The sequence below is a fragment of the Desulfosporosinus sp. I2 genome (assembly GCF_000960765.1).
Taxonomy (GTDB): domain Bacteria; phylum Bacillota; class Desulfitobacteriia; order Desulfitobacteriales; family Desulfitobacteriaceae; genus Desulfosporosinus.
Window position 1 is genome coordinate 105,973 of record NZ_JYNH01000002.1, and the last position, 26,047, is coordinate 132,019.

Annotated in this window: 25 protein-coding genes, 3 tRNA genes and 1 pseudogene; 21 read left to right on the forward strand and 8 right to left on the reverse strand. The window is 42.6% G+C overall.

The features are described from left to right. Positions 1-64 precede the first annotated feature (64 nt). Positions 65-166, forward strand: a pseudogene (locus UF75_RS29755) (RNA polymerase sigma factor); the annotation flags it as partial. Between the two features lie 2 nt (positions 167-168). After that, positions 169-1,281, forward strand: a complete 1,113-nt coding sequence (locus UF75_RS01215) for a zf-HC2 domain-containing protein (RefSeq protein ID WP_242860065.1) — start codon at positions 169-171, stop codon at positions 1,279-1,281. 307 nt (positions 1,282-1,588) lie between these two features. Here the strand turns inward: UF75_RS01215 and UF75_RS01220 are convergent, their stop codons facing one another. Next, positions 1,589-2,710, reverse strand: coding sequence for a 4Fe-4S binding protein (locus UF75_RS01220; protein ID WP_045572778.1), 1,122 nt, complete (start codon positions 2,708-2,710; stop codon positions 1,589-1,591). Between the two features lie 49 nt (positions 2,711-2,759). After that, the gene (locus UF75_RS30640; RefSeq protein ID WP_045572779.1) at positions 2,760-2,984 is read right to left on the reverse strand and encodes a 4Fe-4S binding protein; all 225 of its coding nucleotides are present in this window, start codon (positions 2,982-2,984) and stop codon (positions 2,760-2,762) included. Positions 2,985-3,542: 558 nt separating this feature from the next. Here UF75_RS30640 and UF75_RS01235 point away from each other — a divergent pair. Then, positions 3,543-4,538 carry a deoxyguanosinetriphosphate triphosphohydrolase gene (locus UF75_RS01235; protein ID WP_045572781.1) on the forward strand — a complete coding sequence of 332 codons (996 nt, stop codon included), beginning with the start codon at positions 3,543-3,545 and terminating at the stop codon, positions 4,536-4,538. A gap of 219 nt (positions 4,539-4,757) precedes the next feature. Here UF75_RS01235 and UF75_RS01240 read toward each other — a convergent pair whose 3' ends face one another. Beyond that, on the reverse strand, positions 4,758-5,360 hold the full coding sequence (locus UF75_RS01240) for a GerMN domain-containing protein (protein ID WP_045572782.1): 603 nt from the start codon (positions 5,358-5,360) through the stop codon (positions 4,758-4,760). 357 nt (positions 5,361-5,717) lie between these two features. Between UF75_RS01240 and dnaG the strand changes: the two genes are divergently transcribed. From dnaG to UF75_RS01265, 5 genes are all read left to right on the forward strand, one after another. Beyond that, positions 5,718-7,568 (forward strand): DNA primase, encoded by a 1,851-nt coding sequence (gene dnaG / locus UF75_RS01245; protein WP_045572783.1) that lies wholly within the window; start codon positions 5,718-5,720, stop codon positions 7,566-7,568. Further along, on the forward strand, positions 7,558-8,748 hold the full coding sequence (gene rpoD, locus UF75_RS01250) for an RNA polymerase sigma factor RpoD (protein ID WP_045572784.1): 1,191 nt from the start codon (positions 7,558-7,560) through the stop codon (positions 8,746-8,748). Before dnaG ends, rpoD begins: the two co-directional genes overlap by 11 nt. Positions 8,749-8,858: 110 nt before the next feature. Beyond that, positions 8,859-8,933: transfer RNA gene (locus tag UF75_RS01255), tRNA-Asn, on the forward strand. 15 nt (positions 8,934-8,948) lie between these two features. Then, positions 8,949-9,023, forward strand: a tRNA-Ile gene (locus tag UF75_RS01260). A gap of 141 nt (positions 9,024-9,164) precedes the next feature. After that, positions 9,165-9,239 (forward strand) — tRNA-Val (locus UF75_RS01265). Positions 9,240-9,473: 234 nt separating this feature from the next. Here the strand turns inward: UF75_RS01265 and UF75_RS01270 are convergent. The 5 genes from UF75_RS01270 to UF75_RS01290 all read right to left on the reverse strand — a co-directional run bounded on the left by UF75_RS01270 (position 9,474) and on the right by UF75_RS01290 (position 14,722). Beyond that, positions 9,474-10,490, reverse strand: coding sequence for a glycosyltransferase family A protein (locus tag UF75_RS01270; RefSeq protein WP_052692943.1), 1,017 nt, complete (start codon positions 10,488-10,490; stop codon positions 9,474-9,476). A gap of 24 nt (positions 10,491-10,514) precedes the next feature. Then, entirely contained in the window at positions 10,515-11,471 is a 957-nt protein-coding gene (locus UF75_RS01275) for a lysylphosphatidylglycerol synthase domain-containing protein (RefSeq protein ID WP_045572785.1), read from the reverse strand. Positions 11,472-11,595: 124 nt separating this feature from the next. After that, a complete protein-coding gene (locus UF75_RS01280; RefSeq protein ID WP_045572786.1) occupies positions 11,596-12,615 on the reverse strand; it encodes a glycosyltransferase family A protein in 1,020 nt (339 codons plus the stop codon). 57 nt (positions 12,616-12,672) lie between these two features. Continuing rightward, on the reverse strand, positions 12,673-13,836 hold the full coding sequence (gene glf / locus UF75_RS01285; RefSeq protein ID WP_082074960.1) for a UDP-galactopyranose mutase: 1,164 nt from the start codon (positions 13,834-13,836) through the stop codon (positions 12,673-12,675). A gap of 340 nt (positions 13,837-14,176) precedes the next feature. Next, entirely contained in the window at positions 14,177-14,722 is a 546-nt protein-coding gene (locus tag UF75_RS01290; RefSeq protein WP_045572788.1) for a hypothetical protein, read from the reverse strand. A gap of 125 nt (positions 14,723-14,847) precedes the next feature. On the opposite strand from UF75_RS01290, the gene UF75_RS01295 reads away from it, so the two are divergent. The 13 genes from UF75_RS01295 (at position 14,848) to UF75_RS01350 (ending at position 25,879) form a co-directional block, all read left to right on the forward strand. Then, positions 14,848-15,531, forward strand: a complete 684-nt coding sequence (locus UF75_RS01295) for a response regulator transcription factor (RefSeq protein WP_045572789.1) — start codon at positions 14,848-14,850, stop codon at positions 15,529-15,531. Beyond that, a complete protein-coding gene (locus UF75_RS01300; protein WP_045572790.1) occupies positions 15,521-16,750 on the forward strand; it encodes an ATP-binding protein in 1,230 nt (409 codons plus the stop codon). Before UF75_RS01295 ends, UF75_RS01300 begins: the two co-directional genes overlap by 11 nt. A 270-nt stretch (positions 16,751-17,020) precedes the next feature. Beyond that, positions 17,021-17,719, forward strand: coding sequence for a response regulator transcription factor (locus UF75_RS01305; RefSeq protein ID WP_045572791.1), 699 nt, complete (start codon positions 17,021-17,023; stop codon positions 17,717-17,719). After that, on the forward strand, positions 17,709-19,091 hold the full coding sequence (locus UF75_RS01310) for an ATP-binding protein (protein ID WP_045572792.1): 1,383 nt from the start codon (positions 17,709-17,711) through the stop codon (positions 19,089-19,091). Before UF75_RS01305 ends, UF75_RS01310 begins: the two co-directional genes overlap by 11 nt. 226 nt (positions 19,092-19,317) lie before the next feature. Continuing rightward, positions 19,318-19,824, forward strand: a complete 507-nt coding sequence (locus UF75_RS01315; protein WP_207642466.1) for an ATP-binding cassette domain-containing protein — start codon at positions 19,318-19,320, stop codon at positions 19,822-19,824. After that, positions 19,806-20,051: a hypothetical protein gene (locus UF75_RS28885; RefSeq protein WP_197079293.1), complete on the forward strand. Its 246-nt coding sequence runs from the start codon at positions 19,806-19,808 to the stop codon at positions 20,049-20,051. Before UF75_RS01315 ends, UF75_RS28885 begins: the two co-directional genes overlap by 19 nt. Further along, positions 20,023-20,949, forward strand: a complete 927-nt coding sequence (locus UF75_RS01320) for an ABC transporter permease subunit (protein WP_045572793.1) — start codon at positions 20,023-20,025, stop codon at positions 20,947-20,949. Before UF75_RS28885 ends, UF75_RS01320 begins: the two co-directional genes overlap by 29 nt. Further along, positions 20,946-21,770, forward strand: a complete 825-nt coding sequence (locus UF75_RS01325; protein WP_045572794.1) for an NEW3 domain-containing protein — start codon at positions 20,946-20,948, stop codon at positions 21,768-21,770. Before UF75_RS01320 ends, UF75_RS01325 begins: the two co-directional genes overlap by 4 nt. A gap of 12 nt (positions 21,771-21,782) precedes the next feature. Next, entirely contained in the window at positions 21,783-22,751 is a 969-nt protein-coding gene (locus UF75_RS01330; RefSeq protein WP_045572795.1) for an ABC transporter permease subunit, read from the forward strand. Between the two features lie 29 nt (positions 22,752-22,780). After that, on the forward strand, positions 22,781-23,500 hold the full coding sequence (locus UF75_RS26055) for a thrombospondin type 3 repeat-containing protein (protein ID WP_052692944.1): 720 nt from the start codon (positions 22,781-22,783) through the stop codon (positions 23,498-23,500). Positions 23,501-23,967: 467 nt separating this feature from the next. Further along, complete coding sequence (gene uppP, locus UF75_RS01340; RefSeq protein ID WP_045572796.1) at positions 23,968-24,750, forward strand: undecaprenyl-diphosphatase UppP; 783 nt, start codon at positions 23,968-23,970, stop codon at positions 24,748-24,750. A gap of 57 nt (positions 24,751-24,807) precedes the next feature. Further along, a complete protein-coding gene (locus UF75_RS01345) occupies positions 24,808-25,443 on the forward strand; it encodes a DedA family protein (protein WP_282433749.1) in 636 nt (211 codons plus the stop codon). A 70-nt stretch (positions 25,444-25,513) separates the two neighbouring features. Next, positions 25,514-25,879 (forward strand): hypothetical protein, encoded by a 366-nt coding sequence (locus tag UF75_RS01350; RefSeq protein WP_045572798.1) that lies wholly within the window; start codon positions 25,514-25,516, stop codon positions 25,877-25,879. Positions 25,880-26,047 lie beyond the last annotated feature (168 nt).

The window sequence follows — 26,047 nt, forward strand, 5'->3', positions numbered from 1 at the left end:
ATAGCTTCCTGAAAATTATCGTGAAGTCCTTTGGCTACGGGAATGGCAGGGATTAAGCTATGAAGAGATTGCTGTGATTACTTCGCATTCAGTTACCTGGGTCAAAGTAACACTTCATCGGGCACGAATGAATTATCGACAACTTTATAGGGGAATGGAGGATTGAAAATGAACAAACAGCCATGTGAATTGATTCAAGATATTCTGCCATTGTATGTAGAAGATAGTGTAAGTAATAAGACGATGGAAATTGTTAATGACCATTTACAGGAATGTCCAACTTGTCAAGAATTATGTGATGAATTAAAAGTACCAGATCTTGTGTTGCCCGATCTAAAAGAATCCTTACCCGAGGTGGATACATTTAAGTGGTGGTTGAAGCGCCTTAAAGGAGCAGGTGTCCTAGGACTTGTTTTAATTATTCTCGCCGGCATAGGGATTGGTGTTTTAAGCTATAAGGCTGGAAGTTCTGTTGAAAAAGATATTCTATCGGCCAGAGATGTTGCGAAAACTCTCGAACAGGCAGGTTTGATATTGGACTCCGATTCAAATGTGAACCCCGCGGATTATAAAATCGGTCAGGCTGAGCCAAGTATTTATAAAGTTAATAATCTTGACGGAGTGCTTTTTATCTATCACTTTGCTTCAGTCGGAGAAAGGGACACAACATATCATCAGTGGGAAGAAACCAACAGGAAAAACAATAGTGGAAATAACACCAATAACTTTTCAGAAAGGTGGCAATATAATATAGCTTTTGGTGCCAAGAATACACTCCTCGTTATGAGTTTAAGCCAATTTTCCAGTGAGGAGTATGCACAGAAGATTTCGCCTGTAATAACGAATTTAGGAAAGGCTATCTTTTACGACTTAAATGGGGGACAACAAATTGTATTCCAAGGAGAAGGGGAGAACTGGAAAGGGAAAGTGATTATTAATTACTATAATCACTTTTGGACAGATGATAAGGGTGTTATACGCTATGACGGCTGGAGTCACAAACAACCGGTGCTAGAGTTTAAAGGGGATCCTAGTGGTATTCGTGGTAATTTTAGTTATGAATTTGAGTCCCCCTTTGGGGAATTCGGCGGTACGAATTCAGATGGATTTGATGCGCAGCAATTTAGAGAAAGAGATACTTCTACAAACTATGGCGGCGTGATTCTCGGTTTCGGAACCGTTGGCGGGGATGGGGCAATACCTCAAAAGGATAGTGTTTATACACTTACCTTGAAATGGAATGACAAGCAGGAGACCGTTGTGTTGAAAGCCACCGAGTAAGAACAACAGATAATAAAAGTGTTCCATAATAGTAAAAAATAGTGATTGGTCCTTTATGATAGTGGTAGCCCAGGCTGCGATAAAACATCCAGGGAAATAGTATAGACATAGCTTTTTTAAGCCTTTTACACCAAGGTTTAGAAAGTATACGTAGAAATAAAGTATGGGCATTGTCTTTTAACGATTTAAGAAAAATAGCCGTTATGGAACACTTCGGTACCCTTTGAAGGGAGCGAATCCACCATAAAGAGCCCTCCCATGGTAAATCAAATTACCATGGGAGGGCTTTTAATGAGGAAGATAGTGATTATTTAGTTCCCAAGGATCCCTTAACTTGATCAAAATCATAATCTGTAACGACTGTGGATATTTCTTTCATTTTTGTTTCTGCAGGGACGTTTGCAGGAATCTTAAATTTTTCATAAAATACTTTGAGGTCTGTTTTGGTTGATTCAGCGGCTTCTTTGATACTCATATATCCTTTGACTTCGTCATAATTAATGGACTCTCCCGCTTTCAGTGGGGCTGGAGTGAGGTTATAGATTCCAGCAGCCTGTGAAGCAAAGATTGTGCCAAAGAATACCACCATCACCAGAACAATTACGGTCAAGGGTTTAATGATTTTATGGGCTTCTTGGTTTTCAAGCGCCCCCGGTTTGGGGCAACTTAAGACGCAAGTCTGACAATTTAGACACTCTGCCGTTGTAACCTTTAAACTGTGCTGAACATCAATATTCATAGGGCAGACTTTATTGCATATTCCACAGTCGATACACACATTTTCCTTTCTGACCACTTTAAAGGGACTTAGTTTACCTACGATTCCGTAAAGCGCCCCCATAGGGCAAAGATATTTGCAAAAAAAACGGTCGTAAATCAGTGAACCAAGAACAGTTATAACCAGAATTATTAAACCTATTGCAGATTCCTTCCACACACTAGCCAATCCTTCTGGAAGATGGGCATATGCTGACCATGGATCATAGGGCGCCATCCATAATCCCGCAGTTTTCCATGCATAAAACACAGTAACAACAAGCACGACGTATTTTAAATATCTTAGAGGCTTATCGATTGTAGCAGGCATTATCAATTTCCGCTTGAAGATCTTTTGACCAATTTTTGCAAAGAACTCCTGAATTACACCAAAGGGACAAATTAAACCGCAAAAACTTCGTCTAAATAGAAGCGCTACAATGAGAGTGATGACAAACAGGGTCAACGTTCCTGCAAATATTTTACCGATAAAGCTTCCAGTCGTGAAGACCTGATAAAGGCTCTCAAGCCCTCCGAAGGGACACAGTGCGTGGATAGAAGGCGCCTTTGTCCCTCCTAATACTTGGTGAAGATAGGCGGCAATGCTCACAAGAACAGTGAATAAGGCTAATAAACCCCATCTCAAATATTTTAGCATCTTATTTTTCGTCATCAGAGGCAACTCCTTTATTTGAATTTAATTACCCTCATTGACAAACTAATTATGATCTTAGTTGGTCTTGTCTGTAAACTTTTCTTTTATCCTTTGAGTTGCAATTTGATTGGAAAATAAAATCCTGCAGAGTTCCAAACTGACAGGCCCAGGCGCAAATGAATTTATTTGCTAAAAAAACAACAAGCAGAAATACTAAAAGTGCTATTAACCTAGGCGGAAAAATAATTCCTTTGATCGCATAAGAGAAAATCATATCCTTCACCGTTGACATTGAATTAGGTTCGGGCCCTAAAATTACTCCAAAAATAATAAAAATGAGGTAAGAAGCAAGGTATGTTTACCGCACACAAAATAGACTGGCTTACTGACGGGTTAGTTTCTTGAATGTGCCTTAGTTGAGGATAACCTTCTGGACTTATAATACTGAGAGAGTGTGTCATAAATATGGCAAAAGTTTGAACTAACTATGGCTATTAAAAAGTCAAGAATCGTCCGTGCGAAAATTATACACGAAGTTGTCTATAGCTTGTGTTAGAATATGTTACAAGATGCAGAAAAGAGAAGGGCTGTTCCGCGCCAAAAACATAAATTAGCTGAAGAAAGAATGAGTATGGATAAATTATTAAAGAATAAGTTTAAACGAAATGAGATGTTCGAACCCTTCGAAAAGATTATTCACTCAATCTTAAAGATCTCGGGGAGCTTTTCGGAGGGATAAGTAAGTCGCAAATAAGTAGAATATTGTGGTGAAATAGTCAATTTGAGGACGTATAGAAAGAGATGCAAGTCAAGAACCGTCCCCAACCTGCATCAATAAGGGGGTTGAAAAATGAGTGAGGTTCTATGTATCCGACAGCGTACCGAGAGAGAAGAAGAGGAACGCTTATCACCTTATGCAGCCAAGAGCTGTGAGGCTAAGCGCGAACGATTTGAAGAGGAGTGCTCAATACGCACTAAATTTCAAAGAGATCGGGATCGGATATTGCACAGCAATCCGTTTCGTCGACTGAAGCATAAAACTCAGGTTTACATTGCCCCTTCGGGAGACCATTATCGCACACGTATGACGCATAGCTTGGAAGTCTCCCAAATATGTCGAACAATCGCTCGGGGTCTGCAACTCAATGAAGACCTTATTGAAGCGATTGCGTTAGGGCATGATGTGGGTCATACTCCCTTCGGACATGTAGGCGAGGAGGCTCTGCGGCGGATTATTAGTCACTTCGAGCATAATGAACAGTCGATTAGAATCTTAAAGGTTTTAGCCCGTGAGGGTCAGGGGTTAAACCTGACGGAGCCTGTTCTTGATGGGATTTTATTTCACACTGGGGAAGGTCTGCCCATAACTCTCGAAGGGCAGATTGTAAAAACTGGGGACCGGATAGCCTATCTATGTCATGATTACGATGATGCCTTAAGGGCAGGTTTACTGACAGTAAGTGATTTGCCTGAAACCGTCCAACGGAAGCTTGGCGTGAAACCGAGTGATATGATTACAACGATGGTGATTGATATGATTGAGGCTTCACGGGGACTCGATCACATTGCTCAGTCAGTAGAGGTGCACGGCGCGATGCAGGAGTTTCGAGAGTTTATGTTTTCGAGAGTATACAATAGCGTGACTTTACGTGAAGAACGGCGAAAAGGGCAATACATTGTCCAAGCACTTTTTGAGTATTATTATAAAGATATAGCTAAATTACCCGAGCACTTTTTGATTTCGGCGGACGGAAATAAAACCCAAGCGGTTGTCGATTATATCTCTGGGCTGACTGATAATTATGCGATTGATTTGTTCCAAAGCTTATTTATTCCCCGAAAGTAGAAGCAGTGAGCTATTTTTGTCCCTCCATTAGTCGAGCCAATAAAGGCTTCACACCGTTTTAAGTGTGAAGCCTTTAGATTTTGGCAACGATAAATTTTACAAAATAACTAAGAAACGTATAAGTTATAAAGAACAGAAGTAAACTAAGGCTTGCGGAAGCCTTAGCCAGTCTGTTTGTGATTTCCAACGGTTATTGAGCCTTTATAAATAGGGCAAGCTTTAGGGTGTCTTAAGAATAAGGCGCTCATTTCTCTTAAGGGGTTCGCTAGTATCTATGTGACCTAATATTCCGGGATGCATTTGGCCTTCAAGTAAGAATTGGACACTGTGAACGTTAGGAAGAGTCGTCAGTGTGTTAACGATACTATATAACGTTAATTGTTCTTCAGCAGAGCCGCCACCAAAGTTTTTTTGGAATTCTTGTGATAGATTAATTGTCGCCATGCCATCGGTATTCACTGAAGCGCTAAGGAGTTTTGTCCCCGGAGGAAGTAGTTTTTCCAACCCTACAGGAGGAACAGCGAGCTCTCTAAACATTGCGTTGATTATTTCCTGATCCGTTACTTCAACAGTACGCTTTGCGGCAATTAAACCAGTGGCCTGTGAATTGGGATAATAAAGAGTTAAGTTTACGGATTGCGGGGTGGGTTGCGAGGGGGTTGTCGCTGGAGAAGTTGGGGTTATTGGAGCTGTTGGGGTGGTGGAAATATCTGATGGTTTATCGGATTGTGTTTGAGTTGAATGAAAGCCCATAAAAAAGGCGATAGCTAATAAAAGACAAACGATCAATATAAGCGATGATTTAAGGGGCTGTTTATACATAATGTATCCACCTTCCTCATAAGGTTCATTATTTGCACTCTACAGACCATGTAAGGGGTTTTTGATTATCTATATACTATCATGCTTTTTAAATGTGGGAAAGGTTTGACCAAGGGATAACAACTTGTCTATGAGAGCAAAACTAAAAACTAGCGCAAATTATTGTCGAAGAAAGCAGGTATTTTTAAAAAAAAGAGAGAATTAAGTATACTCAGTAAGGGTGTCCCTTGCCCACAATTAACTGACAACTTGAATAAAGAATTTAAAAAGAGGATTTTGTGAATTCTCGGCGAAGAATTGTATAGGACATGGGTTGACAAACTATATTATGTGTGGCTGAGAATCGAAAGGCGAAGAATGAACAATCGACTTCATGAAGAGTTTATACCGGAAGAGATAATTGAGGAAGTGCGATTACGCACAGATATTGTTGAGGTAATTTCTGAATATGTTAGTTTACAGCGCAAAGGGAAAAACTATTGGGGGCTTTGTCCGTTTCATTCGGAAAAAACACCCAGTTTTTCAGTAGCAGCCGAGAAACAAATGTTTTATTGTTTTGGGTGTAATGCTGGAGGAAATGTTTTTTCATTTGTTATGAAGAAGGAAAACTGGTCTTTTCTAGAAAGTGTTCAGAATTTAGCCAATCGATATGGCGTATCCCTCCCTGAAAAAGAACTATCTCCGTATGAACGGGAAGAAAATCGACTTCGCCGGCGATGGGAAGAAATCCATGAATTAGCTACCGGGTATTTCCAAAATATTTTATTGAGCTTGCCTGAAGGAGAACCTGGACGTGTTTATTTTGCTCAACGTGGGGTCGATCTTGATACAATAAAAAATTTTCGTCTTGGTTACGCACCAGAAGGCTGGGACGGCTTATTGACTTACATGCAGGAACAAGGGGTTCAGCCACAGGAATTGGTAGGTGCGGGGCTGGCCTTAGAAAAAGAGGCATCAGGTAAAGGTAGTCGGTTCTATGATCGTTTCCGTAATCGTGTTCTCTTTAGTATACTCGATCGACGTTACCATACTATTGCGTTCGGGGGTCGAGTCTTGGATGATTCTCTGCCTAAGTACCTGAACTCTTCTGAGAGCAGGTTCTATAATAAAGGACATCATCTTTATGGGATTCATCGAGCGCATCAAGGAATTCGTGAAGAAGGTTACGCCCTATTAGTTGAGGGTTATATGGATGTTATTGCGCTCCAGAATGCTGGGTTTCCGAATGCAGTGGCTTCCTTAGGTACTGCTCTAACGCGGGATCAGGCAATACTTTTAAGGCGGCATGCTCAACGAGTCGTGCTGCTCTATGATTCGGATGAGGCAGGGGTTCAAGCAGCTTTAAGAGGGGGAGAAATTCTCCGTGATGCTGGGCTTCGAGCGGATATCTTAACCCTAAATGGAGCAAAAGATCCGGATGAATTTTTAAAAAGCTATGGTTTGGAGGAGTTTAGAAAATCGTTAAGCCAAGCGTTGACGTATGTTGAATTCAAATATCGGATATTGGTCCGGAATAGGCCTCCCCAGACCATTCCTGAAAAGGCCGAATTAGTCATTAAATTAGCTCCTGACATTCTGAAAGTGGTCAGTCCTGTTGAACGAGAAGGGTATGAACGCTTTTTAAGTTTGGAACTAGGTCTTACTTTAGAAGCGGTACAACGCGAGATTGCAAGTCAAGAACAGAAAAAAGGCAAAAAAGAGCGAGAACAGGAATATTCTCATCAAAAACAGGTTAGTTCTGGGAAAAATAGAGATAATATTAAGGATACCATTATATGTCAAGCTGATGCTGCCCAGCCCCAACCAACCGTCTATTTGGGGGTTTATCGAGCCGAACGTATGTTATTGCGTTTATTACTAGAAGATAAGGTTCTTTTACCAAGGGTCATAGAAAAACTTGGGGAATCTTTTTGGAAACTTTCAGCACATCAGCAAATTTTTAATTTTCTCAATCAGGATGGCGGTTTGCCCGCATATGGCAACGAAACGGTTCAAAGCTGTTTGGCAAGCCTGCTCTTGGAAGAGTTAGATATATCTCAAAGTGAGCGACTTTTAGAGGATTGCATAAAGGGCATTCTTTCTACGCAGGTAGAGGAAAGAGTGGAAGATCTTCAAGCTCGCATGGCTACTTTAGAAAAATCCGGTGACATGGCAGGGGCTATGGCTCTGTTGAAAGAGATAGGAGAGCGGTTGAAACGTGGCAAATAGTAAGGTTAAAGGCGCCCAAAAGAATGATCTGAGGGAAGGTGGGGGACAGGTGAACGAAGAGCAAAAAATGGACAGCGTCCAAGCCCTCATTCAGAAAGGCAAAAAGAAGGGTTCCATAACATATCGGGAGATTATGGATGCTCTCCAAGGGATTGAACTTTCCGCGGATCAGATCGATGATATCTATCAACAGTTTGGTCGAATGGGAATAGATGTGGTGCCAGAACCTGGTGAAGTTGAACTGGAAATCTTGAAAAAGGGTAAAGATGACGACGACGATGATATCCCAGAGGATGCGGAGGATGAGGTCGAAGAAGAAGCTGAAGTGGATCTTTCCGTGCCTGAAGGGGTAGGCATTGATGATCCTGTTCGCATGTACCTTAAAGAAATTGGTCGAGTTCCTCTGCTATCAGCGGATGAAGAAATCGAACTGGCAAAACGAATGGAGCAAGGCGACGAGGAAGCTAAGCGCCGATTAGCTGAAGCCAATTTGCGACTGGTGGTTAGTATTGCCAAACGGTATGTGGGACGGGGGATGCTTTTTCTAGATTTGATCCAAGAAGGTAATCTGGGGCTGATTAAGGCTGTCGAAAAGTTTGATTATATTAAAGGATTTAAGTTTAGTACGTATGCCACATGGTGGATCCGCCAAGCGATTACCCGTGCTATAGCTGATCAGGCTCGGACAATTCGGATCCCAGTGCATATGGTCGAAACCATTAATAAGTTGATCCGAGTTTCGAGGCAACTATTACAGGAATTGGGGAGAGAACCAGCTCCTGAAGAAATTGCCAAAGTGATGGATATCCCAGTTGAGCGTGTAAGGGAAATTATGAAAATTGCCCAAGAACCTGTTTCCTTAGAGACGCCGATCGGAGAAGAAGAAGATTCTCATCTGGGTGATTTTATTCCTGATGAGGATGCACCAGCACCAGCGGAGGCCGCATCGTTCATTCTTTTAAAAGAGCAATTGGAAGAAGTTCTTGAGACATTGACCCCGCGTGAAGAGAAAGTTCTTAGATTGCGCTTTGGGCTTGATGATGGACGGACAAGGACCTTGGAAGAGGTCGGACAAGAATTCGGTGTGACACGTGAGCGAATTCGTCAGATTGAGGCTAAGGCACTGAGAAAATTACGTCATCCGAGCCGCAGTAAGAAACTGAAAGATTACCTAGAATAAGTGACCAGGACTCCCCTATAGATGAGAAATAGATGAGAATTTGAAAAAATATGTTCATAAAGACTTGACTATAGAGGATGAATTACGTATAATAACCCGTGCAAGAGCATTCCTCGATAGCTCAATGGTGGAGCAACCGGCTGTTAACCGGTAGGTTGTAGGTTCGAGTCCTACTCGGGGAGCCATTTTTAATTTTTTGAGGGCCCATAGCTCAGCGGTAGAGCCCCCCGCTCATAACGGGTTGGTCCTAGGTTCGAATCCTAGTGGGCCCACCATTTTCGATGTTCGAGGTGCGAAGCTCGAAGTTCGAATTGCGTGGAAGAACATTTAAATGCGTTTTGTAGGTTCGAAGGTGTTAGATCATATTCCTGAGTTTATTATCGAGCATCGAGCTTCGAACCTCGTGCTTCGAGTTTGGGCGATTAGCTCAGCGGTAGAGCGCATCCTTCACACGGATGAGGCCACTGGTTCGAGACCAGTATCGCCCACCAGATATACCAAGGGTTTCAGCCTTAGGAAATAAATTAAATATAGCTTGTATAGTTACGCGTATAGTTACGCGATTACGATAAGATTTTTCCTTCTTGTATCCTCTCTTTTGGGGATACTTTTTTTCTTTTTATGAGATTGTTTATTTCGTTAGCAGCTCCAGCTTTCATCTTGGGGTGAAAGCGAGTATAGGTGTTGCCTGTGGTTAAAGGTTCTTACTATTTCGCAAGCTTATTTTAACTGAACTTATAGATGTGTTTGATTAGATTAAGGCCTTGGGATATAAGGCGGGGGCTGATTCTCTGTCCGAACCTTATGCATGAATTGAGAAAGCTCTTGTGCAGTATAGTATAAAGCTTTTCATCCTTTTGCTTTATAAAGCCCCAAAGCTCGTCTGCCTTGCAGCTAAGTTCTTCGTCATTTGCGATATAGATATGAGTCACAGTGATGGCGATCATCATTGAAAGATAGAAAAGCATGTAGCGTCTAAGCTTCTCACATTCAATGTCATTGAAGAGATCGAACGCCTCAATCATCATGCGCGTCACCTTAAGCTGCTGGTCGATCTGTTTGATCATTACCTGCGTGTTGACGGATTGGCCAGGCCGACCAATTAAATAGTGATACGGAGAACAGTCCAGATAAACTAAGCTTTTCACATAGGGCAGAGGTAGATAAGCGACAAGGTTGTCTACATAAAATGTGTGTTCCGGCAGCTTGAGGCCGCACTCTCGCAACAAATTCGTCCGGTAAAACAGGGAATGCATAAGCATCAGCTGGTCGAAGCGAAAACGCCGCATACTGTCCCATGTAATAACCTTGCCCTGAGGAAATACATTATTGTAGCGCATGACTTTATGCTTACCGTTATAGGAATATTCGTAGACGTAGTTCGTGATCAGCAGGTCTACGGAGCCAATGCTGCGCAGCAATGAAAGCACCGACATATAGTCCGAAGTATCCAGCCAGTCGTCGCTGTCGACAACCTTGAAATAAGTACCCGTGGACACCTCCAGTCCGCGGTTGACTGCCGAGCCATGGCCACCGTTTTCTTTTTGCTCAAGGCGGACAATTCCGGGAAAGCGACTGCAGTATTCGCGGGCAATCTCCGCTGTGCTGTCTGTGGAACCATCATCCACGACAATAACCTCTACCTCTTGCCCGCCCAGCACTAAAGTGTCCAGGCAGTGGCGAAGATAGTCCTGCGAATTATAAGATGGTACGACAATTGATAAAAGTTTGATAGTTTTCATCTCCATATTATCTCCAGATTATCTTTATTTCGTTCGTTTTAGTTTTATCGATTTTGTGTCCTTCTGCCGATTCGTGTGCCATAAGTTGCTGAGTGCTTCTCCGTATTGCCCGTGAAGGGATTTCATGTAAAGGAAAAGGCCTAGGGGCAGGAGGGCAGCATACTGTATCAGGTGCAACAGTAAGCTCGCTGACAGCGCCGTGGTTGGATCAATTCCCAGCCCCCCTAGGCCAAGAATTGTCCCGTATTCAAAAAGGCCAATGGCGCCTGGCGTGGCGGGTATAAAATTGATGATATTGGTGGCGGCAAATACGGCAAGCGACATGCGAATGGACGCCACCCATGGGAAGCCGAAGGCCACAAGCCCAATCCATGTCGACACGAGCAGGATAATCCAGGAAAGGAGCACCCAATACATCATTTTCACAGTGTCAAGATTTAAATATTCACTGAGATAACTGCGAAGCCGCGGAAGAAAAAAGATGAGAATCACGAACAATATAAACGCCGCAATACAGAGAAAGGTAAGAATCCAGAGTGCCTTTAACAAATTTTGGTCCTTAAACCCGGCAAAGGGAACTGCGGCAATTGAAAGGATCATAATTGCAGCGAAATCTGCGAAGGCCGGAATAACCAGCAGGTTCGTTATCTTTATGGCACTGTATCCCCTCGGGAAAAATGCTGCCCGCAGCCCCTCTCCGACATGAAACGGCAATACCATGTTAGCAGCGTGCCCTATTCCCACGATTTGAAGTGCTGTCATTCTGTCCATGTCCCGGTCAATACCCCGTGTATAGGCAAGTCCACGAATATAGTTGGCATACGCAAAGATAGCGACTGAAACCAGCGCAAGGCCCCAATTGATGTGAACATGAAAAAGCTCGCCCACATGCAGGCCTTTGAGCGCTCCAATCGAGTAATAAACAACGACAGCTGTGATGATTATACCTATGAACAGCTTTAGTTTTGTTTTAGTGGGCATTCATTTGCTCCCTTGGTCCAAAGATTCTGTTGATCCTGTTTTTCACGCATTAGGCATATGAAAGAAATACAAGTCAAAGATGATCAAAATAGACTGGCATACTGACCGGTTATTTGAACGTGCCTTAATTAAATTTATAGACTTTGCGCGCTATGTTATATAATCGGACGGTTAGTTTGTTGCCAGAATTTCCGGGCAGGTTGGCAACCATTCTCAAAAACCTGATGCTCGCATGCCGGTACAGGCCGTTGTCGCAACTTAAAAGAAAGGACCAAAGCTCTTTTTCCTTCTTATTATCTTCCTTTGTGCCGGAAATTCTTAAGAATACGGTGCATATGATCATCATCATCGCTAAATAGCTCAGCATGTAGCTGGACAGCTTTTTGCTGGATATGCTCCCAGGGAGCCGGTGACAGCCGATCATGATGCGAGTTACCAGGAGTTGCTGGTCAATTCTTCTAACCATAACGCTTTCATTGACAGATTGGTCTTCCCGCCCGATAAAATAATGGTAAAGATCCACATCCAGATAGTATATAGTTTTCACAAAGGGTAGTGGCTGGTAAGCAAAAATATTGTCTACATAAAAGGTATGCTTTGGCAATTTTAGGCCACATTCGTGCAGCAGTTGTGTTCTGTAAATCAACGAGTGCATCAGAAGATATTTCCAGGGAGGAAACCTCCTCATGTCATCCCAACCGAACATCTGATTGCGGGGAAACACATTGCTGTAATTAATGACGTGCCTGGTCCCTTCCAGCAGCTTTTCATAGATATAGTTGCTGACCATCATATCGGGAGCAGAGTTGCCATCCACTAATGTTTTAAGGGTTTGCAGCACCTTAATTATACCGGGGCCATCGAGCCAGTCGTCTGAATCGACCACTTTAAAATAAAGACCGGAAGCGTTTTTTAGGCCGGTATTGACCGCTTCGCCATGTCCTCCGTTTTCTTGATGGATCACCCGTACTATATCAGGGTATTGCGCAGCATATTCATCGGCAATTTTCCCGGTGTCGTCGGTAGAACCGTCATTGACAATAATAACTTCAGCATCCTTTCCACACGGAATAAGTGAATCGATGCAGCGTTCCATATAAGCCGCTGAATTGTAGCAGGGTACGGTAAATGTAATTATTCTCAAACTGTGCGCTCCTTTGCAACTTTAATCACAAAAAACAAAATTAGAACACTAAATTTCTTATTTTATTAAGGTGTCGGCAAGCTCCAAGGCCTTCTTTACTATGGCGTCCATATTGTAGTATTTGTACTCCGCAAGCCTGCCCAGTAAGTGAAGTTGGGGGAATTCGTCGGTAAGCTTCCGGTATCGCTCATAAAGGGTGAGATTTTCAGGATTTTGGATTGGGTAATAGGGGGTCTCGCTGTCGGCGCCCGTATAGGCTCGTGGATATTCTTTGACGATGGTCGTTCGTCCGTCCAGTGCCTGTCCAGTCAGGTGTTTGAATTCAGTGATACGGGTATATTCGCGGTCAACAGGATAATTCACAGTCCCCTTAGGCTGGTACCAGGTGATATTGTGGGTTTCAAAGACAAAATCCAAGGTCCGGTACGGCAGGCGTCCGTACCGGCAGTCAAACAGTTCGTCTGCCGGTCCTGAGTATATTACGGTGCCGTTGAATGGGGAACCGTCAAAAAGCACTTCCCCGGCTTCCAGCCGGAGCAGCCTGCGAGCATCGGAATTAAGCAGGAGCTCTATATTAGGATGATTTAACATGCGCTCGAACAGTAAAGTATAACTCTTGGCAGGGATACCTTGATATGTGTCCTGAAAGTAGCGGTTATCATAGGAGATAAATACAGGGACGCGTGCGGTAACCAAAGCATCGATTTCGTCAGGAGCCAGTCCCCATTGCTTTTGCGTGTAATATAAGAAAATATTGTTATATATGAAATCTGCGATTTCCGCAAGTTCTGAATCGGGCTGTTGGCGCAGCTCCAAGATGGGGACCTTGCTTCCCAGGCCATAGATGGCGATCAGCTTTTGCTCTATACGCGCTGCTTTGCACGGCTCAAAGGCCAAATGGAGCGAATTAAGATTAAAAGGAATGGGCATTAGCTGTCCGTGGATATCGCCCACGACCTCGTGGGAGTAATTCCGCCATTGTGTGAAGCGGGAGAGATAATCGAACACCCTTTTGCTGTCCGTGTGAAAGATATGAGGACCAAATCGATGTACGAAAATTCCGCTCTCGTTCATATAATCACAAGTGTTCCCGCCTATATGGTCGCGCATCTCCAGGATCAGCACTTTTTTACCTGCCCGTTCCGCCAGTTCACGTGCTATAACCGTGCCTGCCATGCCGCAGCCAATAACAAGACAATCACACATTCCTCTTTTTTTCATGTTTTTGTACCCTACATTCAAAATTTTATTATCAAACTCAATATCTGTGAGTTGTGATATTCACATTTTACTATGGAGTGAAATTATTGCAACTCTAAACTTAAGGCACATTCAAGAAAATATCATAGGCATCTCTGACTTGTTATTTTCTTTCATATGCCTTAAGGGAAAGTGTTTGATGCTTGGTGTGTCAATGTTTTGTTCGATAATGAAAAAGTTAAGCTTTAGGCTGAATTTGTTCTACTAGTCAGAAAGTATAACTTCGTTATATACTTTCTGGAAGCATAAGGGCAACTAAGGCGGCCGCCTTCGCCAAGGCTTGGCGCCAGCCAAGTATTCTTTAGGTGCTGCGGTCATTTAACATTTTAATAACAACACTACTAAGAGCTTGTTCTTTAGGAGCTAGAGAACCCTTCCCATAGGAACTGCCACCCTCGTCAAAATCGTGGCCCTTGGCTTCACGGGTTTCTTTTCTGCTCTCATTATCCTGACCACTGTGATTTCTTTGATCTGCTGGGTTTATTGTCTTGATAGTTTGATTTTGACTATCCATTAGGACTGAGTATTGCATAGGAGTAAGCATTCCATAAACTTGTTTGGCAAGATCAGACTGAACAGTCAGGTCGGTAGCAAGAGACAACTTCTCCATCAAAGGCAATATTTCCTTGGCCTGAGCAGGAGTGACCTTCGTCGTATCCACCTTCTCGAGAAGCACTAGATCAAGATTCACTTGGCGGATAACTTGAGGCCCCATTTTTGTTGAGGCTAATGTTTCATAGCGCGCATGATTAAAACGCACCGCTGCGCTTCCCCCAATGACCACGACAATAATGAGTAATAAGTACCACCTCTTTTTAACAGTTTTTAATTTTTTTAACAGACTCATTGATATCCCCCCTTGTAACTATTTGATCTCAGTATAGAGACTAAACCTTTAATTTTCCTTAAAGAAACAAAATCTAATGAAATCTAAAGCAATATCCTTTAAACTATGTACAGGTGGTGAAATAGATGCGCATACTCTTAGTGGAAGATGAGCCTAGACTCTCCGAAGCCCTGACTTATATTTTAAAAAAGAATAGTTATGGGGTGGATACCGCGTATGATGGAGAAACCGGACAAGCTATGGCGGAGACAGGGGCTTATGATTTGATTATCCTCGACCGAATGTTGCCTCGTAAAGAAGGGGTTGCCCTCCTCAAAGAACTCCGAAATCAAGGTATCCATACTCCGATTTTACTCTTAACTGCCAAAGACTCCCTTCAAGATAGGGTGGAAGGGTTGGATGCGGGAGCGGACGATTACCTTGTGAAACCGTTTTCCACCGAGGAACTTCTCGCACGTTTGAGGGCTTTAGGGAGAAGACCGAGTGGACAAATCCAGGACAAACAATTAATCGTCGCTGGGCTGAGCTTTAAGCCCCTCCACTGCGAGTTAACCAACGGAAACGACGAAACGGTTAAACTTACCTTAAAAGAATCGCTGCTCTTGGAGCTTTTTATGCGAAATCCTGGGCAGGTTATAACTAAGGAACAAATTCTAGACAGGGTATGGGGACCAGACACTGAGGTAGAAACCAATAATGTTGAAATTTACGTACACTATCTACGTAAAAAGCTGAATTCACCTAACGTGAGGATCGAAACCGTGCGCGGAATAGGCTATTCCTTAAAGGAGGGGCCCGATGTTCCATAAATTGAGGCTTAAGCTGACCTTGATTAATGTATTAGTCATGGCCTTCCTCTTACTGGTTTTTGTCATAGGAACTTTTGTTATTATGCAAGAACAACTCTTCAACCAATCCCAACAGTTAATGCAAATTATGGCGAGCGAAGCGGGCTCCGGTTCTGTCAACGATACAAGGGGCCATGAAAAACATCTCACTAAGTATTTTTATATAAAGACCGATGCCTTTGGTAAGATCACTGAGAGTTCCACGGATTTGCCACTTGTCATAGACCAATTAAATGCCTTAGTTAAAGAAACCTTCACTCGTCCGAAGACCCAGGGAGAAGTGGACTTTCAGGATGAAACCTACACATATCTCAGGGTGCCTCTCAAGCAGAGTCCTGGCTTCGTCATCTCCTTTGTTGACATTGAGCAGGATAGAGAAATACTGGGTAAGCTATTGACCTCTCTCACTATTGGAGGCCTCATCTGTTTAGTACTCGCTTATTACGCCAGTCGCTTTATGGCAGACCGTGCGATGGCGCCCATTAAAAAGTCTTGGCAACGACAGCAGGACTTTGTGGCTGATGCTTCTCACGAACTCCGGACGCCACTGACGGTCGTCCAGGTCAACTTGGAACTTGTAAAAGGAAACCCTGAGGAAACCGTAGCCAGCCAGTCCAAATGGCTGGATTATAGTCTGCTCGAAACGAAGCGTATGTCTAAATTAGTAGGTGATCTCCTCTTCCTAGCCCGCGCCGACTCCCAACAACAGACGTTAGAAATAAAAAAATTCTCTCTTGATACAGCTCTCCGTGAGGTGTTAGAATCCTTCAGACCTCTAGCAGAGGCCAATGAAATCCTCCTTGAATCCTCTCTGGAGGCCGAGATTAATTATTGGGGGGATGAATTCAGGATTAAACAACTCCTGGTTATTCTCCTAGATAATGCGCTTAAATACACGCCCTCTGGGGGACAAGTCACTCTAGGTTTACAAAACAGGGATACTTTCGTAGAAATCACCGTGTCCGATAACGGGGAAGGCATCGAGTCAGAACATTTGGCTAAGATCTTCGAACGCTTTTACCGTGTCGATAAGGCCCGTTCCCAACAAAAAGAGGGTACGGGGTTAGGACTTGCTATTGCGGACTCCATTATCCAAAGCCACCATGGTCAGGTTAAGGTCTCTAGTACCCTAGGAGAAGGGACAACTTTTGTCATTAGTTTGCCGCATCAGAGTAGATAAACTTTCTAGGCTTGGCGTGTTGTAACCAAAAGACCGCAGTTCATAAATTAGGCTCCTACTGACTTTTTAAGTCTTGTAGGAGCGTTAGTTTTCTGGGTCAACTTATCGATGAGCAAAAGATTGTCTAGACAATCTTTTGCTCATTCATTTGATAATTATCTTTTCTAATCAAATTTTAATCTTTGTTTAATATACCACTCATTTTTCCATGCAATACTGAAAAGTGGGTAATATAGATAAAATACCGGTTAATACTAATGGAGGCTGACCATGAATAAAACGAAGATTTTGATTATAGAAGATGAAAAACCGATTGCTCGGTTTTTGGAGTTGGAGCTTTCACACGAGGGCTATTTGGTTGATATTGCCTATGATGGCAGGATTGGCTTAGAGAAAGCAGTTGCAGATGATCAATATTCCTTGATTTTGCTTGATATTATGCTGCCTGGGATTAACGGCATTGAAGTCTTGAGAAGAATCAGACAAACTATTAGCACACCGATAATCATGCTTACTGCACTTGATGAGATAACAGACAAGGTAATGGGACTTGATACCGGCGCTGACGACTATATTACAAAGCCTTTTGTGATTGAAGAGTTACTTGCAAGAATTCGCGCGGCATTGAGAAAAAACGGTTTGAATAAGGACGATGTATCTTTGCTGAATATTTCTGATCTAGAGCTCGATATTGCGAGACATGAGGCTAAGAGAGCCAATCAAGCCATAGAGCTGACCAAAAGAGAATATGATCTCTTGGAATATCTTTTAAGAAATGAGGGTCTCGCTCTTACTCGTAACCAAATTATTGATAAGGTATGGGGCTTTGACTATGTAGGAGATACCAATGTTGTGGATGTATATATTCGGTATCTTCGAAGCAAGGTTGATGACGGTTATGATAAAAAGCTGATACAGACAATCAGAGGAGTAGGCTACTGTATTCGGGGTGGCAAGGATGAAGATTAGAAGGATTAAACTGACAAAGCTTTCTTGGAAGTTGGCATTTCTTTATGCTGCAGTATTTGCTGCGGTATTACTGGTCTTAAATGCTTCGGTGCTCTACGGAGTTAAGTTTTTCCTCATAGATCAGGCCAAACAAAAAGTGGAAAGTGTAAGTAGTACGGTAGAAAAAAGAATTATTGGTTCAAATAGCGAACAGATGACCTTCGATGATCCAGAGATAATCTATGAAGCTCGAAGCGACAATACTTTGAATATCAAGGTAGCCGAGCCATCTGGTAGAATAGTCAATGCCACGGACAATTTCAATATGCTGGGCGTTCCGGTGATGGATCACCTTAATGTAGTCAGGAAGCTTGAGGGAGGAGCACTAAACCTTGTCGTTAAAAATACGGCCGTTATCGATGGAGGCAAAGTCAAGGCTTATATTCAGGTCTCGCAGAATATGGAAAAGGAATACAACTTCCTGTGGATATTGTTTATTCTCCTAGCTATTGCAGATATAATTGGAATTCTTTTTTCGCTTTTTGCAGGCTACATCCTGAGTAAAAGTATGCTTAAACCCATCGACAAAATGACCAAGGCGGCCAATGAAATTGGCTTGTCTGGTCTTTCAGCAAGAATAGAAGTGCCTCCAGCAGATGATGAACTGTCTAGGCTTGCTATAACCTTCAACGAGATGTTGGACAGGATTAATGCAACCTTTGAAAAGCAGGGGCGTTTTGTAGCAGATGCTTCCCACGAGCTTAGAACACCTGTATCGATCATCCAAGGTTATATAGGCATGATGGATCGTTGGGGAAAGCAGGATGAAAAGGTTTTGCAGGAGTCTATCAATGCTATTAAGAAAGAAACATTAAGCATGACGGTGATGATTGAAAGGCTTCTCTTTCTTGCCAGAGGAGATAATGGACGTCAATTGCTTAAGAAGGCAATGTTTAGTATTGACAATCTGATGGAAGAGGTGTCCCTGGAAAGTTCAATGCTGGCATCGGACCACAACTTTTCATTTCAAGGTTCCCAAGGATTGGAGCTTTTTGCCGATCGAAGAATGATAAAGCAAATGCTCAGGGCCTTGTTGGATAACAGTATTAAATTTACTCCTACTGGAGGCAAGATTGACCTTCTTTATGTGGGGGATGATAAAGAAATTGTGTTTACTGTTATAGATACAGGCATCGGTATTCCTATGGAAGAAAAAGAGCAAATATTTGAGAGGTTTTACAGAGTGGACAAGGCTAGAGCGAGGGAGACGGGAGGAAGTGGACTTGGGCTGTCCATTGTCAAACGAATTGTCGAGGTTCATGAAGGGAAAATTAAGATTGAAAGTACAGTAGGAACGGGAACAAGTGTAACGGTTACCTTACCGAGACTATAGAATTTCGGGCTATACACGTAAGGTATAACTACTCTTCAGAGTCTACGCGCTCGATCTGAGATATAAATCCACACTAAAGAGTTCTTGCAGCCATAAAGGTGAAGGCAAGAACTCTTTTGTTTTCTAATCCAATTCTAATCTTTGTCTAAGGTTATTCTAATCGCGTGGTGACAAGATGAGAGCATGCAATAGAAATGAGGTGTTATAAATGCTTGTTACTGAGAAATTGACAAAAAGATATGGGGATTTTGCGGCGGTGGAAGATTTGAACCTGACAGTCAAAGAAGGTGCAATTTTTGGCTTTCTAGGTCATAATGGCGCGGGAAAAACAACCACCTTATCCATGTTGACTACGCTTTTGCTTCCCACGGGGGGGAAGGCCAGTATTGCTGGGTTGGATGTGGTGAAGGACAACTTTAAGGTTCGCAGTCTCCTAGGATATCTGCCTGAAAGCGTAATGCTTTATGGAGACCTTACAGCAGCTGAAAATCTAAGCTTTTTCGGCAAGCTTTCAGGAGTGGAAAAGGTCGATGACAGAATTGATGAAGTACTAGGGCTACTCGGGTTTATGGATTGGAAGGATAAAAAGGTAAAGACCTTTTCCAAAGGAATGCGCCAGAGAATAGGTATTGCTCAGGCAATACTTCACAAGCCCAAAGTGCTATTTCTGGACGAGCCTACATCGGGTCTTGATCCACAAGGCACACAGGGGATATGCGTGATCTTTTACTGATGTTGAATAGAGAGTGGGGCACGACGATCTTTATGAACACTCACCTTCTGTCTGAAGTAACCAAGGTGTGCACAGATATTGGTATCATAAGCAAGGGCAAGTTGTTACTGGCAGACTCAATTAAAAATTTAGAACAGCGTTTTCCCGAAGCAAAGTCTCTTGAAGAGATTTACTTTAGAATTGAAGGGGGAGATAGGAGTGAAGCAGGTATTCATAATAGCCTCTAAGGAATTTAAAACTGCCTTCAAGGATAAGGTTTTCCTTGTGATTACAGCCTTGTTTCTGCTTCTTTCCATTATTTCAGTCTATATCGGTTCAAGTACCAAAAATGCTGAAATTAGGGTTTATCTAGATATTGTAGAGCTGTTAAAATCTCAGGGTGCTACAAGCTTTCCTCTATCACCCAAACTATTTCCACTGGCCATACTTCAAAATATTATTGATTATGTCAGCATAATTGGTGCCGTACTAGCAGTATTTTTAGGGTTTGATGCCTTTAGTGGAGAACGTGAGAACGGTACGCTAAAGCTTCTCCTGGTAAGACCGCTTTACCGTGACCAACTAGTGACAGGGAAGCTGTTGGGCGGAGGACTTGTTATTGGAGTATTGCTTTGTGTCACTCTGGTATTCAACACACTGCTCTTTTCGATCGTTTCAGGGCTGATACCAAGTTTTAATGAGTTAAGCCGCTTGCTTGTATTTATTGCTTTAGCGTTTTGTTACATGATGATCTTCTATATCGTTACGCTTTTTGTGTCTATTAAGACCGGAGAGAGAACCTTCGGATTTCTGATTATGATGGTGGTGTGGGTTTTTGTAAGCTTTGTGATTCCCCAGCTTGCAGATAGTCAGAGAAGCTTTGCCTATACACTCAACGCTACCGCTCAAACTGTGACCCAGATGCCTTCGGATACGGTGATTTCAAAAGGCATAGAAATCTTTTCTCCAGCAGTACAGTTCCAAAACGTTGGGAAGGATTTGTTGCAGGGAGTCGCTGAAACAGCAGCCATGAATGTCTTTGATATTCTCTCAAGGCAGGCACTTGCTCTTCTCTATATGCTGGTACCCGGAGCGATTTTTCTTCTGGCCTCCTATCGGGCAGTTCAGAAGGAGGATGTGACATGAGAGTAACAAAAATAATAGGAGCGTTCATTGCTGTAGGTCTGTTATTTTGCTTAACACCCTTTACACCAAGTGCTATGGCAGAAGGAAGTAGTACAACAGAGCTTTCTGCAAATTATTTGACAATCCCCGGTGGAGAATGCATTGCCAGAATAATGGTTGAAAACAAAGATTCCAAATCCCATCACTATAATCTCCAGACAACGGGTCTGCCTGATGGTTTCAAAGCCTTTTTTACGTTGGACGGCAAGGGGGTGGAAGGGCTTGATTTAAGTGCTTCCCAAGAACGCATCGTAGAATTGCACCTAAACACACTATTAAAAGCAGCACAAGACAAGGGTTTAATCAAGGTTAAGTCCTCACGCGACGATGGGCTGGAGTCTCTGATGCCTATATCGTTTACAGTCAATCATGATTTCTCTCTGGAAATCACCAATGAGATAAAAAAGCTGGAGACCATGAATGGGAAAAGTCTGAGTTTTGATATTGCGGTGGCCAATACCGGCAACAAAGGGCTTAAGGATTTGGGCCTAAAGGTGGATTTGCCCTACAAATGGACGCTGGATAAGCTTACACCAGAGAAGCTTTCCTTAAAACCTGGAGAAAAGGGAGTGTTCAGATTGAATATTTCCATACCTTCTTCACAGGGTTCGGGGAACAATATCCTTAAAATAAAGAGTTTTAACGAGGCTGCGACCAGCCAAGAGATTTCCATACCTGTGACGGTTACGGCAACGGCGGGTTATGCCTGGTGGGCCATTGGCTTTGTATTGGTTGTTGGTAGCGTGACTGTTATATATTTCCGCAAGAACGTTAGAAGATAGGAGGTGGATTGGATGAATGCAACATGGACGATTGCTCGCAAAGAAATAACCGATGCCCTAAAGAATAAACTGTTTCTGATCATTCTGGGTATGCTCCTGACATTGACTGTGGTTTCCGTTGTGCTTGGAGCCTACCAGGTAAGAGTGTCGGTGGATAATTATAATAATTCCATTGAGTTTCTTAAATCTCTTGGCAAAACAGAGTTACCTCCCATGCCTAATCTCAACCCTATTTCTGCGTCGAAAGGCTTTGTAAACTATATTGGCATGCTGGGTGCACTACTGGCTATGATTCTGGGGAACCATGCGATTGTGAAAGAAAGACGTAGTGGAACGTTGAAGCTGATCTTATCAAGAAAGGTCTTCAGAGATACTTTGCTCAATGGTAAGTTGCTGGGAAATCTGACACTACTCGCTGGAATATCTTTTTTATCCGGTGCAATAACCTTTATAGCGGTATTTGCTATCGGAAATGTAGCCTTATCGGCTGGCGATGGTGCTCGAATGGGTTTGTTTTTCCTGATGTCCTTTTTGTACATGGCATTTTTCCTTGTCCTAGGAATCACCCTTGCGGTGATTGTTGGCAACGGTAACAAGGCACTCTTGCTCACGGTCATCCTGTGGCTGGTCTTAGCTTTTGTGTTTCCACAGATTGGAAACACAATGGACATGGATAACCAGCTTCCGGGCGGGTTTTTTGCCCAGATGGGCATGACCAAAGATCAGCAAACCAAAGTTCTGGATAATTTTAAATTTTATGAAACGTTAAGGGATGGCATTGAGGAAATGTCTCCAACCAAGCATTATGAGAGGGTTAGCTTTGCACTGCTCAATGTAAAGCCGGGCTTTGAGACAAACACTCCTCTGGAGGTTTTAAGCCTAAAGTGGATCAATCTGCTGGGCTTGACAGCACCAAGTATTATATTGTGGTTGATCGCCTATATGGGTTTCCTGAGGCGTGAAGATATTTATCAAAGTTAATTTATCAAACTTAAATGGAGGAATTTGTTATGAAAAAATTAAAAAACATGAGATCAGTTCTATTGGGAGCAGCAATTGTGTCAATGAGTCTTTTTTTGCTGGCAGGATGTGCAGCAAAAACCCCTCAACAATCGGGGCAGAGTGCAGCAACCAATAACGGACAACAATCTAGCAGCGCAGCTCAGAATAGTGCAACTGCGGTAGGACAAACAACGGGCGTTGATACAGACGGGGATGGTATACCAGATTCGATCGAGAAAACCTATGGCACAAATTTCCTAGCCGCAGATACCGACGGAGATGGTGTGACGGATAAAACCGATAAAGACCCTTTGTTTACACCAAACCTTATTAAAGAAACCAGCACGACAGCTTTACCCGTAAAGGTTAAAGACGCAAGAGTTGAGGATAATGTCAATGCCAATGACCACCTAGAGATCGCGCTTACCAATACGGGCAAAACCGACTTAAAGAATTTTGACACCTATTTTACCGTAACGGATACGGTGACTAAGAAACAGGAAGGTTATTATGTCAAAATGAATGGCTTTACTCTGGAGGCGGGAGCAACGAAAACCCTGCATTTTGACAATAAGAAAGGTGATCTTCACTATAACGGCAATGCTAACGGTATCTACGGAACCTCCAAAAACGAGGTATTATTTCAGGGCCAGATCCACGCAACGGGTTATGCGCCGATAGACTTTTCAGCTAAGAAATCAAAGGGCACTGCCGAGGTTAAGGATTAAGGCAATAGTCCTGAATCAGGAGTATACTCACCTTGCTTTAAATGGGTATATTTATGTTGGAAAGGAGGTGAAACACTTGATTTAGAAGCTCATTCTTCACTTGCTAAAGCTGCAAAAACTCAAAGCCCAAATGCTCTGGGTAACATAGTCGACAAGAAAGTATAAGTTAGAATACTAGGAGTTTTCATGGAGGTTAAGTTAGATGCCATGAAAACTCCCTTCTACGGTGAGCGAAGACGTTGTTTAAAATAGCTGCGTGCTTACTGATTAATAGATAAATATAGCAATGCTTTCAAGATACAATTACTTTTATTTTTAAGTATTAACTAGGTCTTACTAGGTAGAGTTCTTGCTCCCCCTAAGTAGCTTACTGTTTCTAAGCTGTTTCTAAGAATAAAATGTTAATGTATAGTTTATGGATGCTGATACAGTATAGTAGCTAAAGTCTTTATAATGGAGGGTGAAAAATGACAGTTATACACGCATTGATCTTAGGTATTGTCCAAGGATTGGGGGAATTCTTGCCTATTTCCAGTTCGGCGCACCTAGTATTAGTCCCATGGCTTTTCGGATGGGAAGATCCAGGTTTAACCTTTGACGTTGCACTTCACATGGGTACTCTCTTGGCTGTGGTCCTTTATTTCTGGAAAGATTGGGTCAAATTATTCAAAGCAGCTCTAAGGAAGGGCGCATCAGACGATAAGCGGATTTTTTGGTACTTAGTTGTGGCCACTATTCCTGGGGCCTTGTTTGGGCTTGCGCTGGAGAAAAAGGCGGAGACCGTTTTTCGCTCTCCGTTGCTCATCGGAATCATGATGATCGTTATGGGGATCTTACTTTATTTTGCCGATAAAAAACGCGAAGTACGCACATTGAATACGATGACCTTGAAAGAAGCGATTTGGATCGGTCTTTCACAAGCCTTAGCCATTATACCCGGAGTATCTCGTTCAGGAAGTACCATGACGACTGCTCGCTTTTTCAAGCTGACTAGGGAAGAGGCTGCTCGATTTTCTTTCCTTATGTCAACGCCCATCATTTTGGGAGCAGGAGTTCTAAAACTTCGTCATTTGACGATGGCTTCAATAAATTTACCCTTTTCAGTCGGCGTTATTACCTCCTTTGTCGTTGGTATTTCAAGTATTTCTTTTTTACTTAAGTATTTGAAAACGAATAACTTTGGACTTTTTGTAGGATACCGTTTTGTTATTGGCGTGATTGTGATTGCTTTTGTTTTAGCAGGACATTAAGGAATTTAGGCAACGGAAAGTTTAGTATGACAGCGCATTATGGGGAGGAAAACCAAGTTGATTATTCAAACCTTGCTGGACCTTTTTTTGCACTTGGACAAAAATATGGGCGCAGTCATTCAAAGTTATGGGATGTGGACCTATCTAATTCTATTCGCCATAATCTTTGCAGAAACAGGTTTTGTAGTTACCCCGTTTTTACCGGGTGATTCTTTACTATTTGTGGCAGGCGCCTTCGCAGCCAGTGGCTCTTTGAGTTTACCGGTGGTCGTTATTATCCTTGGTGCGGCGGCCATTATTGGGGATACTCTAAATTATCAAATAGGTCATTTTATAGGTCCTAGTGTGTTTAAGAAAGACAATGCCAGGTTTTTGAATAAAGAGCATTTAATACAGACCGAGCAATTCTATCTCAAGCATGGGGGCAAGACGGTCATAATTGCCAGATTTATTCCGGTTATTCGTACCTTCGCGCCCTTTGTGGCAGGGATCGGCGCCATGAGTTATTCGAGGTTTCTGGCGTATAACGTAATCGGAGGGTTAACTTGGGTTGTTACGATTGTCTTCGGAGGATACTTCTTTGGAAATCTGCCTATTGTAAGGAATAATTTTACAGTCGTAATTTTTGCCATCATTTTTATATCCATTCTTCCAGGTATCATTGGTTTCGTCCGTAGAAAAAATAAGGCGTAAATGGGGGACGAAGGAAGCGCGTTCACGTAATAATATTTCCCCTTCATTTCAAGCGTAGCGGAGTGGAGCCTTGAAACCCGAGGTCTCGCTTATATTTCAAGGGGAAAATATCAGTATCTTTGAAAACCTTGTGCCCTTTCAAGCCCCAAATACAGGGTTTTTACTGGCTGGTTTATCCTTTTATGAAGTCCTCGCCTATCTTCTGGCGCGGGAAAAATCGCGGTTATCTCAATCAGGGCTTTTGGTCGGGGTGCTTATATTGTTGCTACTCTTAGGACTAAGCCCAATCTTTCTCCAGATTCATACTCCGAGTACTATGGTCACGGCTTTAACGGTCAGTGGTCTGTGGGCTTTTGTTTGTGTCTTTCTCTATGAATTCCGTCTTTATCGATATAGGATTGAGCACAGCGGACTAAGTAAGCGAACTGAGCAATGATCTTGACATCTATTTCTAAGCAGATTCTAAGAAAAACATGATAATTTGTTACTTATTAGTGTTAAAAAGAGGAGATGAGGTTCTTGGAAATAATTACAGATAGAGGCATCAGTATTGTCTTTTTTACATTAGTGTTACTTGCATCCACCTGGTATTACATAATGAAAG